We start from the raw sequence: 11,625 nt of genomic DNA, 5'->3' as shown, positions 1-11,625 counted from the left end.
ACCAACACAAAAATCTGTGCTGGTTAAATTTCTACTTTTGAATTTTCATATACTCATCACGCAACAGACTCATAATGATTTCATCAGAAAATGTATTATTCATAAACAAGGCCTGCCTCAAAACACCTTCTTTTTTAAAGCCGACCTTTTCATAGGATTTAATTGCTCTACTATTGTGTGAATATACCTGTAATTCTAAGCGATTCAGATTTAGCTTCTCAAATGTAAATCTTTGAGCAAGCCTAACTGCTTCTGAACCCATACCTCTGCCACAATTCTCTATATTATGTAAAGCTATACGGAACACTGCCTTTTTATTATCTAAATCAACTTCCATAATCGCCAAATCACCAATTACCTGATCATTATCGACTAAACAAATAGCAAAATCATAGCGAGAAGAATCTGCTTTAAAGCGTTTGATCGCCTCTTTGATTTGTTCCTTTGTTAAAATATTCCGCGTTCCTGTCATATACATGATTTCTTCATTTTGAAAGCATCTTATAATACTATCACTGTCATCTTCTCGTATTTCTCTTAAATAGACCTGTTGACCTTTTATCAATATAAACACCTCTTGTGCATTAAATAAGGAATCATCATGCATGTAGATGATTCCTTTGTTTGGAACTATTCCATTTGTTTTTCAGTGTGTACCTTCACCGATTTCTTCGCAGGGTCTTCCGAGGAGGTCACACCTAGAATATCAAGCAGGAACATAAATAGTGGAATACCTATGATTAGTCCCCATACACCAAGGAAATGCTCAGAAAAGAGAATGACCATAAATGTATAGAAAATCGGTAAATCTGTTTTGGCAGACATAAGCTTTGGATTTAAGAAGTAAGCTTCAATGGCATGTAAAACCATGACAATAACTAAAATATAGACGATGTACATCAAGCCACCAATGCTATATGCGATAATACTTAATGGTATTAATGAGATGATAACTCCTGCGACTGGAACTAAGCCTAAAATAAAGAGCATAATCCCAAGTGCAATCAAATGTGGGAAGCCCATAATAGAAAGGGCAATGACGGATAACACACAGTTAACAGCAGCAATAATAAATTGTGCTTCAATTACTTTACCAAATGAGCGGATGAATATTCTTGAGAAATAATGAAGCTCATCGTAAAGCGGCCCAATTTTACTATCCTTAAACTTAGCTGTAAACTCAATAATACGATTCTTTTCTAACAAGATGAATAAACTCAAAATTAGAGAAATCAATATTTGCATAATGATTTTACCAATATTCGTAATATTTTTAAGAGTTAAATCCACACCTTGCTCTAAATATTTCCCGAGCTCTATTTTCTCAAAAGTCGGTGCTAAGTATCTCGCAATCTCATTGTCATCTGGATCAAGATTAAAACTTGCAATGAGGTCGAAAAGCTGTGTGATCTGCTGGGTCACAATTGGTAAATATTTGTAAATAACAGCTACAATACCCGCAACAAGTAAAAGGTATAATGTTACCGTCACAGCTTTTTCATTCATCGGCGTATATTTTCTTATGCTTTTCGTTGTCTTCGTAGTAAGCTGGTTCATCAAATAAGTAATAATAAACGTAAGTAAAATTAGATTGATCATACTACGCATTAAGTATAATGCAAGAGCAATCCCGACTAGAATAATAAAACGCTTAAATCCATTACTCCGAAAGAAATTATTCATTTATTCACTCCTTCTACAAAACGGCCTCGCTGCCTCTGCTACCTAGGGCTACACTATAAAATTGATTTATAACAATACGCATCATTCTTATGTAAAAATTTCCCTCTCATTTAATGAGTATAGCCATCTACCTTCAAAATAAGACGAAATGTATGTTTCTTTTAGAAGTGTCTGTATAAAACCTAAGGCGGGGTTGAAGTGAATTGTATGTCTTGTCAAATTAAAAAGTCGATACTCTTATCCTTTGTGAAAGCTTTACCAGCGTATTAGCCAAAATTCTATAAATCTATTATAACCCTTTAAACCAGCATATCCAATTTGTATGTTCTTTTATAATGGTATTTGTATAGAACTTTTATCAACTATTACTTTATGCTATTTTGATTAGAGATATAAATTAAACAGAGACAAGGACTGATTCTATGAAAATTGCGAGAAACCCTCAGAACATTCATCCACCCGTTGCTCCTTATGTTCATCAAATTGAGGTGACGGGACCTCAGAGATGGTTAACATTATCAGGACAAATTGGCATGATAGCTGATGGATCTATACCTGAAGATGCAATAGCTCAATTGAAGATAGCACTTGAAAATATTAAAAGAAATCTAGATAGTGCCGATATGGAGGTTCAAGATATTACAAAGCTCGTCTTTTATTTAGTGGGGGATATGGATGCTATTCAACGTAAGGAAATTATCAGTGATTTCTTGGGGGAACATCTTCCATGCACAACATTAATGTATGTCGTTGCACTCGCTACGCCAGCTTTAAAGGTTGAGATTGACGCATGGGCTTGTAAGGAATTATAAATTCATCCTATGTTTTATAAACTAAATTTGTGCATTTTTTCTTAATTTTTCAATACCCCTTTAGCAACGCTAAAGGGGTATTGCCTTATTATTTAAGTAATGTCAGCGTCGTTGCAATGGCATTATCAACAAACGAGCGTTGTGGCTGCGATTTCAGCATAACTGTTAACCCTATTAACGCAACAATTAATGCTTGCGCTAAAGACTTTGAATCCGTGTTCGCCTCTAGTTCTCCTGATTGAATTCCCCGTTCAATTGTCTCCTGAAAAATTACTGATAGATAGAGTTGATGCTCTCTTGTCAAAATCTCGAACTTCTCATCATGTGGAGCTAATTCAACCATTGTATTGATACAAAAACAGCCATTACTAAGATCTTTTGTATATTCAGCAGTAATCACATCTTCAAAAAATATAGAAAACGCCTGTTTTACAGAGGCATAACTTTGAAGTTTAGTCCGTATTTCGGATGCGCGAGTTGTCGTATATCTACGAAGTGCCGCTTCAAATAGTTCCTTTTTATCCCCAAACGTTGAATAAATACTAGGACGCTGAATCCCCATTCTAGTAGTAAGATCACTTAAAGAAGTTGCTTCATACCCCTTCTCCCAAAATAATTGCATTGCTGCCTCTAACACTTTTGCCTCATCAAATTCCCGAGTTCTTGCCATTATAGATACACCCCCATTAGGAAAAAATAGTAAGTTAATCATTAAATTTTACGATACTAAACAGTATGTAATTATTTTATATCTGGCTTTTTTTATTGTCAATTTCATTTCATCAATCGAAATAAAAAGAAAATATATACCAAATAAATATTGACAAATCCAATGTGGTTAAGATATATTTACCAATAATTATTTTGTACCGAACGGTATGTTATAATTACAATTCAATTAGAAAGGGAGGTTACAATGTGAACAATGCAAATGATGATGCAATTCATATAAATCAATCATCTTCTATATCCCAAGCTGTAACATTATTATTCGCTACAGCCTGCGGAATGTCTGTCGCCAATATTTATTTTGCTCAGCCGCTGCTAGATGAATTATCGAATGATTTTGCTATTGATCAATCAATTATTGGTTTGATTATTACTGTCACACAAATTTTCTATGGGCTAGGCTTACTTCTTCTAGTTCCACTTGGAGATTTACTAAACCAACGACGCTTGATTATTGGACAAATGCTATTGTCCTCTGTTGCTTTGCTTCTAGTCGGTACTGCCTCCTATGTTGTAGTGCTATTTGCGGGTATGGCCTTAGTTGGTCTACTTGCAGTCGTGACTCAAACCCTTGTTGCGTTCGCTGCAACTATGGCTTCCTCTACAGAACGTGGTCGTGTCGTAGGCATTGTTACAAGTGGCATTGTCATTGGCATACTACTTGCTCGTACCTTTGCTGGGTTAGTAACAGATCTTGCAGGGTGGCGTTCTGTCTATCTAGCCTCCGCCGCGTTCATGCTTCTAATGAGTGGTATGTTTTTAAAAGTTTTACCAAGGGGCGAACGTGAAGTAAAATCAATCACCTATTCTCAGCTAATTCAATCCGTGTTTACGCTGTTTATTCAAGAGCGAACATTACGTATCCGCTCTATTCTAGCCCTGCTAATTTTCGCTGATTTTAGTATTTTGTGGACGCCCCTTGTTCTGCCACTTAGTTCACCACCATTTTCTCTATCACACACTGTAATTGGCGCTTTTGGTCTTGTAGGTGTGGCAGGGGCATTAGCTGCTGCACAAGCGGGTAAACTTGCTGACCAAGGCTATGGACAAAGAACGACAGCTATTGCTTTAACGCTTTTACTTATCTCCTGGATATTTATTAATTATTTAGATAAGTCATTCTTGGCATTAATTATTGGCATTGTGTTACTTGACTTGGCAGTACAGGCAGTGCATGTCACAAACCAGACGATGATTCTCCCATTACGTATAGAAGCACGAAGTCGACTGACCGCAGGCTATATGGTGTTCTATTCTATTGGTAGTGCTAGCGGTTCAATCGCATCGACTCAGATGTATGCACATTTTGGTTGGGGAGGGGTTTGCTTACTCGGAGCCTCTATTAGTACAATTGCTCTTCTTTTTTGGGCAATAACTAAACGATTTACTAAATAAAATTAGACTTGGAGAGATAACAAATGGAAATAGGAATTACTTCTTTCGTAGAAACAAAACCAGATGTTCACAGTGGTGAAATAATTAGTCATGCACAGCGTTTACGTGAAGTAGTAGAAGAAATCATTCTTGCAGATCAAGTAGGATTGGATGTCTTTGGCATTGGTGAGCATCATCGTGAAGACTATGCCGCCTCTTCTCCAGCAATGGTGCTATCTGCTGCTGCTTCTCAAACGAAAAACATTCGACTCACAAGTGCTGTAACTGTCCTTTCTTCGGCAGATCCTGTGCGTGTTTTTCAGGATTTTGCCACATTGGATGGACTATCAAATGGACGTGCAGAGATCATGGCAGGTCGTGGTTCTTTTATCGAATCCTTCCCCTTATTTGGCTACGATTTACATGATTATGATGAATTATTTGAGGAACATTTAGACTTACTACTTAGCATTCGTCAGTCTGAGAAAGTAGTTTGGGAAGGTAGACATCGTCCAGCAATCAATCATTTAGGTGTGTATCCTAGACCTGTTCAAAAATCTCTCCCAATCTGGGTGGCTAGTGGAGGAAATCAACAATCTGCTATGCGTGCGGGCCTTTTAGGATTACCCCTTATGCTAGCAATAATTGGTGGCAGCCCAATGCAATTTGCACCGATTGTACAGCTATATAAAAAGGCAGCACTTCATGCAGGTCATGATTTATCAAAACTTCAGGTAGGTTCTCATTCAATAGGTTTCGTTGGACCGAATACGGAATGGGCAGCAGACACATTTTTCCCATCAACAATGACTGGTATGAATAAATTAGGCAAGGAAAGAGGCTGGCCTTATTATGACCGTTCTAGTTATGATGCTGCAAGAAGCTTTGAAGGAGCATTATATGTTGGTGATCCAGATACAGTTGCTGAAAAAATTATTCATCTTCGTAAGCATGTAGGAATTACACGGTTTATGCTATACGTTCCTTTAAGTACCATGCCGCATGATCAAGTCATGCAAGCTATAGAACTACTTGGAACAGAAGTTGCTCCCCGTGTACGTGATGAAGTCGCTAAATGGGAAGCTGAAATGGCTCTAGAAGGAAAGCCATTTCTTTAAGATTCATTATTCAACAGGAGGAGTATATATGACCATCATTAACCGAATTTTACCAGAATTAAGGCAGGCTTACTCAGAATTTCCTGGCTTTCGATTGGAGGAAGATTTAACTTGGAGTCGAGGTCTCTTGTCCAATCCACCTTCAAAAAAATCAGAAGATGTACTTACGACCAACTGTATGATTCCTAGAGGTGATGGGGACGAAATGCTAGTTAAAATCTATGAACCAGCTAAACGGGAACAGGATAAACTTCCAGCTATGCTTTGGATTCACGGAGGTGGCTTTGTCATGGGGCACCCTGATATGGATGATGTTTTATGTGAACGCTTTGTTGAGACAGCTAACTGCGTTGTCGTATCCATTGATTACCGACTAGCGCCTGAACATCCCTACCCAGCGGCTATTGAAGATTGTTATGCTGGATTAGTTTGGATGACTAATGAGCACCAATCACTTGGTATCGATGTCAAACGGGTGGCAATTGCTGGAGCAAGCGGTGGAGGAGGATTAACAGCAGCACTTGCATTAATGGCTCGTGATAAAGGAGGACCATCAATTATATTCCAGATGCCACTGTATCCGATGCTTGATAACCGAAATGTAACACCTTCCAGCTATGAGATTATTGATGATCATGCAACATGGAGTAGAACAAATAATTTAACTGCTTGGCATTTGTACTTAGGAGAGGAGAAGGACATCAATGCCCGTTCTCCGTATGCGGTCCCTGCAAGAGCTGAAAATTTAACAGGATTACCGCCAGCCTATATATGTATTGGCCAACTTGATTTATTTCGTGATGAAACCATTGATTATGTAACACGTCTTGCGCAGGCAGGAGTGGACGTTGAATTCCACCTCTACCCTGGCAGTTACCATTGCTTTGAGGTCTTTGTGCCTGAAGTAAAAGTAAGTCAACAGGCTATTCAGAACTATTTAGATGCCATGGCACGTGCACTCAATTTTTGATTAGCACTTCGCCTTCTAATAATAAAAAATGCGAAAATGTTGGCTATCAACATTTTCGCATTAATTGAAAATCTATTGTGGACGTTCTATCTCATAAATCCCGCCAACTTTAGCTTAGCTTGATCCTGCAAACCCGCTTAATCAAGCTCACGCACTTTAATCGGGATTAATGTTCTTTCTAGTTGTTCACGATGTTGCTCGTATTGAGGTGGCAACATTAATTGGCTACCCATTGTCTCTGGTGTCTCGTCATGAGCAAATCCAGGAGGATCTGTAGCGATTTCAAATAAGATTTCGCCAGGTTCACGGAAATAAATCGCATTAAAATAATTACGATCTTTTACTTCTGTTACATGTTGTCCATGATTCATCACATACTCTTGCCATTCTAAATGATCTGTATTATCTTGGGCTCTCCACGCAATATGATGCACAGTTCCTACACCCATTTGGCCACGTTGACCTGCAACTGTTTTTAAATCCACTGTATTGCCGATCTCTGCACTAGAAGTAAAACGCGTATAGTCACCTTCCGTCGCTACCTTTTCAAGACCCATTACTTCTGTTAAAACTTTGGCAGTTTCTTCAGGGTGACTTGAGAATAGTGTAGCTCCACCAAATCCTTTGATAGCAACCTCAGGTGTTACTTCACCAAATGACCATTCGTTGTGCCCGCCTTTCGCACGTGCCACGAGTTCAATATGCAAACCATGTGGATCATCGAATTGAATGACTTGCTCACCAAAACGTTCAGCTTTTTGGAAAGGAATCGAGTATTTCGCTAAGCGATTAACCCAAAATGGCAGTGCTCCTTCTGGTACAACATACGTTGTAACCCCAACCTGACCATCACCAATACGTCCTTGATAAGCATTAGGCCAAGGGAAGAAGGTAATGATTGTTCCTGGTTTCCCACCTTTGTCACCGAAATATAAATGATATGTGCCCGGATCATCAAAGTTTACTGTTTGTTTTACTAAACGTAAGCCTAATACTCCCGCATAAAAATCAATATTCTCTTGCGGATGTCCTACGATCGCTGTGATATGGTGTATACCTGCTGTATGTTTTTTCATGTTAACAAGCCCTTTCATGACTATATTTCTCACCTATACTATGCCCTATTTATACCTACCTCAATCTGTAAAAGCTTAGCGAATTGTATACAACGCTTTAGACCATGGGATCAATTGATCTAACATTTGGTTTACTGAATCTATTTGTACTTCTTTTGGTTTAAATTCTGTGCCATTTTCAAAATCTGTGAATAATGATAGTGCTGGATGAACACGCACATCTGCGATTAAAAGCTCACCCATAATCCCACGTAAATGTTCTGCTGCACGAGCACCGCCAACAGAACCATAAGATACGATTCCAGCTGCTTTGTTATTCCATTCAACACGTAAGTAGTCTAGTGCATTTTTTAATGCCCCTGTAATAGAGTGATTGTATTCTTGTACGATGAATACAAAACCATCTTGTTTAGCAATAATTTCTGACCAACCTTGTGCTCCTGAAGCATCCTGTCCTGGCTCACCTAATAATGGTAATTTATAATCAGCAATATCAATCACTGTATAATTGGCATCTCCACGTTGATCTGCAATTTCCTTTACCCACTGTGCTACTTGAGGGCTTACACGCCCCTCACGAGTTGATCCAATAATAATACCGATATTTAATTCTGCCATTGTTTGTTCCTCCTCTTTTTTTGAGCTAAAAAATTTATTAAAAAACCCCATTATTATACCTCCTAACGAAGCTAAAGGTTCGAATTCATTTATCTTGAATTTATATATCTTGAATTCGAGATAATAATAACACGATATTTTTATAAACGTCAACAACTTTGTTTTGAAAATTAAAAAGGCAGAGATAATTAATTCTCTGCCTTCCCTAAAAGCTTATAAACTTGTGTTTTTAGATAACGATATTGACTATCATTAGTATCTTGAAAAGCCTCTACCCTATTTGAATCAATATCTTGGTAGTCGATTAGATATGGAAATTGTTCCTCGGAGAAATCCTTTCTTTCTCCATTAATAATATTATAAAAGTGCCAGCCTTCCTCAAGAAATGTCTTCCTAATTTCTCCGCCAAGAATATCCTGCACAACTAATGAAGTGACGCCACATTGTCCTTTTGCAGGGTTGTCCACACTCCATTTAGAACTTGATTGAATGGACCATGATTTTCTTAAGGCTTTTAATACGTCTTTTTCCATGCAAAAACTCCTTTCAAACACTTTAAATGGAACTTCATCCATTCTTATTGGTGTCGACTTCCCTACTACCCAATCATATTTAATAGCACCATAGACAATACTATCTGTCACAGTACCATCTTATTTTCCCAAGCATTTATTTTGCACTAATAAATGAACTAAATCATCAATTTCTTCTACAAATAATTTGATTTCCATACATATCTCCCTTCATCTATACGTCCTCACATATATCTGAAAAAATAAAGTTAGTTTTCGTATGTGCATATGGTTGTAATGCATCAATAAACTGCTCTACATCAGGAAAAGATTGAAAATGCCCCTTTAATAAAAAACATGACTCACCTGAAATGCGATAGCAGAAGTCTATATTTGTATAAACCTTCAGATGTTCTTTAAAGTCTGCATAGCGGTTATTTTTGATTGTCGCTTCAACAATAGCGTCAATTGGATAACCCAATGCTTTTTTATTAATATCCAATGTATACCTCTTAATAACGTTCTGTTCCTCTAATTGCCGTATTCTTTCGCGAACTGCTGGTGCAGATAAGTGAACCCTTCTCCCTAGTTCGCTCATAGAAATTCGACTATCTTCTTTTAATTCTTTAAGTATCATTTCGTTAATGAAATCCATTTTGTAAATACCCCTTCTTTTTGAAGGAAAACAATCATATTTCCCTTCGAATTGATATGTTAACTTCGTTATGAACATTTTACACTAATTAATAGAAGGAGGAATGATTGATGACACTTATTCAATTATATGACAAGGGCTTAACACCCTTTCAACAATTATTAGGCTACAACAAGGGAATTCAGCTGCACTGGCAGCAGTTGGGGGAGGTACTCGAAAAAGACGGGCATCTATCCGCTTCATTAAAAGAAGAGGTTCGAAAAACTTTAGCTCAAAAAAATGGCTGTCAGTATTGTCAGGCAAAAGGCAAGCCTGATCCCCAGAACTATGATGAGAAAACGGCAGTATGCACAGGTTTTGCGGAAGCATTCTTAGCTGCTAAGGGGCACACCGCCCCCAACGTCACGGCTGTATTAAAGGACTATTTAACAGAAGCCGAGATTAGCGAGCTACTAGCATTTATTTGCTTCACGACAGCACAGCAATATTTTGGCGCACTCATGCAATTAAAATAATAAGGAGCTAGGGGGCGAAACCCTAGTTCCTATTCCAGCTGCTATCCTTTTAATTCCATTTTATTAGCTATATCTATAATAAATTTCTTACTAAGCTCTTCTTTCATATTATTTTCAGCATCCACCATCACTTGTTCAATGAGACAGCCTTGATGATGGAAGGAATGATCGTGTTCAGAGGAACAGCTAAATAATGAGGTTTGTCCTTCAATTGCATATATCACATCTAAAAACGATATTTCATGGGGGCGCTTAGAAATTCGATAACCACCGTTGACACCTGGGTTTGACTCAATTAAGCCTGCCTTCACAAGCTTAGTTAATATTTTGGAAAGATAGGTTGGAGATAATTTTTGCATTTCTGCTAAAGACTCTACACTCATTGATTTCCCTTTAGGATTGAGTGTTAAAAACACCATTGTATGTAAAGCATAATTTGTTGCTTTTGAATACTTCATCATTCATCACCCTTCATTCAGGACCTTTATTATCTGCAATTAAAACACATTCTATCATAATTCAAGAAAAAAGCATGTTTTGTATGAAAACACGCTTTTATGATCCCTAGTCATGCTGTCCATAACCCGCTTCTCCAGCAAGAGCATCAGCCTTTGTTACTTGTACAGTCCCAAATGGATGATTTGGTGGCGCATAAATCGTGTAAAGCTTTAGTGGTTTATCCCCTGTATTCGTAACATTATGCCATGTTCCTGCTGGTACCATAATAGCCGTATCTTCTGCGACATGTCTCTGATAGTTTAAATAATCTCTAGTTGGCCCCATTTGAGTTAATCCATGCCCCTCCTCAATACAAATGAATTGGTCCACATGTGGGTGTACTTCTAAACCAATATCTTCTCCGACATTAAGACTCATCACCGTTACTTGTAAGTTTGACCCTGTCCACAATGCTGTACGATAATTTTTATTGCGCTTTGTAGCCTCTTCAATGTCGATAACAAATGGTGTTGGTCCAAAATCATTCTGGACATTACTTCTTGGCGCTCGTTCTGCCTGATTTGGATAGGCCCAATAAACAGGTTGATAACCGTAATGATACGATTGATAATTACCGTAATAAGGGTGGTACATTTATCTCAATCCTCTCATGCATGATAACGCTATAGTATGCAGCTGAATGAAAGAAGGTACTCACATGTAGTGTGACTTAATTGAGTAATCTTTATATAGAGACTGGAGGTAGATACAGTGTATGCTAGATTAACAGAAAAACTTGCAGGCACTCCTGCGATTAAATAGTTTTCTGGACACGGTGTTGAAGATGATTGGATTGTAGAAGTTGAAGCAGAGTTAGGATTCGAATTACCACCATCCTATTGCTGGTGGTTAAAAAATTATGATAATGGGCAGCTGAATGATGGATCTATTCTCTCGATCGGTCAACCAGCATACAGAGCCATTAATGATCATGGTATTCTCTCTATCCATCCTCTTAACTACTTAATGAATGACATGATCTATGAATATGCCTCTTCTTTCTCAGAATTTCTTGAAAAACTGATTGATGAGCGTAGTCAATAGTATGAGTTGCCTTATCTATGG

15 protein-coding genes are annotated in these 11,625 nt (G+C 37.8%); 6 read left to right on the top strand and 9 right to left on the bottom strand.

The features are described 5' to 3' along the window. Nucleotides 1-31 precede the first annotated feature (31 nt). Nucleotides 32-565, bottom strand: a complete 534-nt coding sequence (locus tag AC1RFD_RS18615; protein ID WP_281217098.1) for a GNAT family N-acetyltransferase — start codon at nucleotides 563-565, stop codon at nucleotides 32-34. A 65-nt stretch (nucleotides 566-630) separates the two neighbouring features. Next, the gene (locus AC1RFD_RS18610) at nucleotides 631-1,683 is read right to left on the bottom strand and encodes an AI-2E family transporter (RefSeq protein WP_048394009.1); all 1,053 of its coding nucleotides are present in this window, start codon (nucleotides 1,681-1,683) and stop codon (nucleotides 631-633) included. Nucleotides 1,684-2,105: 422 nt separating this feature from the next. Here AC1RFD_RS18610 and AC1RFD_RS18605 point away from each other — a divergent pair, with 422 nt between their 5' ends. Continuing rightward, nucleotides 2,106-2,495 carry a RidA family protein gene (locus tag AC1RFD_RS18605; RefSeq protein ID WP_054549691.1) on the top strand — a complete coding sequence of 130 codons (390 nt, stop codon included), beginning with the start codon at nucleotides 2,106-2,108 and terminating at the stop codon, nucleotides 2,493-2,495. An 88-nt stretch (nucleotides 2,496-2,583) separates the two neighbouring features. Here AC1RFD_RS18605 and AC1RFD_RS18600 read toward each other — a convergent pair whose 3' ends face one another. Continuing rightward, nucleotides 2,584-3,165: a TetR/AcrR family transcriptional regulator gene (locus tag AC1RFD_RS18600; protein ID WP_048394004.1), complete on the bottom strand. Its 582-nt coding sequence runs from the start codon at nucleotides 3,163-3,165 to the stop codon at nucleotides 2,584-2,586. 248 nt (nucleotides 3,166-3,413) lie between these two features. Here AC1RFD_RS18600 and AC1RFD_RS18595 point away from each other — a divergent pair, with 248 nt between their 5' ends. The 3 genes from AC1RFD_RS18595 to AC1RFD_RS18585 are packed head-to-tail and all read left to right on the top strand — an operon-like array spanning nucleotide 3,414 to nucleotide 6,686. Further along, nucleotides 3,414-4,619 carry an MFS transporter gene (locus AC1RFD_RS18595; RefSeq protein WP_259950488.1) on the top strand — a complete coding sequence of 402 codons (1,206 nt, stop codon included), beginning with the start codon at nucleotides 3,414-3,416 and terminating at the stop codon, nucleotides 4,617-4,619. Nucleotides 4,620-4,642: 23 nt separating this feature from the next. Further along, on the top strand, nucleotides 4,643-5,716 hold the full coding sequence (locus AC1RFD_RS18590; RefSeq protein ID WP_048394002.1) for an LLM class flavin-dependent oxidoreductase: 1,074 nt from the start codon (nucleotides 4,643-4,645) through the stop codon (nucleotides 5,714-5,716). A 28-nt stretch (nucleotides 5,717-5,744) separates the two neighbouring features. Next, on the top strand, nucleotides 5,745-6,686 hold the full coding sequence (locus AC1RFD_RS18585) for an alpha/beta hydrolase (protein ID WP_048394000.1): 942 nt from the start codon (nucleotides 5,745-5,747) through the stop codon (nucleotides 6,684-6,686). 137 nt (nucleotides 6,687-6,823) lie between these two features. Here AC1RFD_RS18585 and AC1RFD_RS18580 read toward each other — a convergent pair whose 3' ends face one another. The 4 genes from AC1RFD_RS18580 to AC1RFD_RS18565 all read right to left on the bottom strand — a co-directional run bounded on the left by AC1RFD_RS18580 (nucleotide 6,824) and on the right by AC1RFD_RS18565 (nucleotide 9,547). Beyond that, nucleotides 6,824-7,762 carry a ring-cleaving dioxygenase gene (locus AC1RFD_RS18580; protein ID WP_416141218.1) on the bottom strand — a complete coding sequence of 313 codons (939 nt, stop codon included), beginning with the start codon at nucleotides 7,760-7,762 and terminating at the stop codon, nucleotides 6,824-6,826. A 75-nt stretch (nucleotides 7,763-7,837) separates the two neighbouring features. Continuing rightward, nucleotides 7,838-8,431 carry an NADPH-dependent FMN reductase gene (locus AC1RFD_RS18575; RefSeq protein WP_112116841.1) on the bottom strand — a complete coding sequence of 198 codons (594 nt, stop codon included), beginning with the start codon at nucleotides 8,429-8,431 and terminating at the stop codon, nucleotides 7,838-7,840. A gap of 137 nt (nucleotides 8,432-8,568) precedes the next feature. Beyond that, nucleotides 8,569-8,913 carry a YunG family protein gene (locus tag AC1RFD_RS18570; RefSeq protein WP_492475175.1) on the bottom strand — a complete coding sequence of 115 codons (345 nt, stop codon included), beginning with the start codon at nucleotides 8,911-8,913 and terminating at the stop codon, nucleotides 8,569-8,571. A gap of 214 nt (nucleotides 8,914-9,127) precedes the next feature. Beyond that, nucleotides 9,128-9,547 (bottom strand): Lrp/AsnC family transcriptional regulator, encoded by a 420-nt coding sequence (locus AC1RFD_RS18565; RefSeq protein ID WP_054549696.1) that lies wholly within the window; start codon nucleotides 9,545-9,547, stop codon nucleotides 9,128-9,130. 110 nt (nucleotides 9,548-9,657) lie between these two features. On the opposite strand from AC1RFD_RS18565, the gene AC1RFD_RS18560 reads away from it, so the two are divergent. Beyond that, nucleotides 9,658-10,062: a carboxymuconolactone decarboxylase family protein gene (locus AC1RFD_RS18560; RefSeq protein ID WP_048393996.1), complete on the top strand. Its 405-nt coding sequence runs from the start codon at nucleotides 9,658-9,660 to the stop codon at nucleotides 10,060-10,062. A 41-nt stretch (nucleotides 10,063-10,103) separates the two neighbouring features. Here AC1RFD_RS18560 and AC1RFD_RS18555 read toward each other — a convergent pair whose 3' ends face one another. After that, complete coding sequence (locus AC1RFD_RS18555; RefSeq protein ID WP_054549697.1) at nucleotides 10,104-10,523, bottom strand: Rrf2 family transcriptional regulator; 420 nt, start codon at nucleotides 10,521-10,523, stop codon at nucleotides 10,104-10,106. 103 nt (nucleotides 10,524-10,626) lie between these two features. Continuing rightward, entirely contained in the window at nucleotides 10,627-11,154 is a 528-nt protein-coding gene (locus AC1RFD_RS18550; RefSeq protein WP_048393994.1) for a cupin domain-containing protein, read from the bottom strand. 198 nt (nucleotides 11,155-11,352) lie between these two features. On the opposite strand from AC1RFD_RS18550, the gene AC1RFD_RS18545 reads away from it, so the two are divergent. After that, nucleotides 11,353-11,604, top strand: a complete 252-nt coding sequence (locus tag AC1RFD_RS18545; RefSeq protein WP_233436351.1) for an SMI1/KNR4 family protein — start codon at nucleotides 11,353-11,355, stop codon at nucleotides 11,602-11,604. The last annotated feature ends 21 nt before the right edge of the window (nucleotides 11,605-11,625 follow it).

This window comes from Lysinibacillus sp. GW823-FHT02G10, assembly GCF_058797135.1.
Note: the sequence above shows the minus strand (reverse complement) of the source record. Positions and strands in the feature narration are given on the sequence as shown.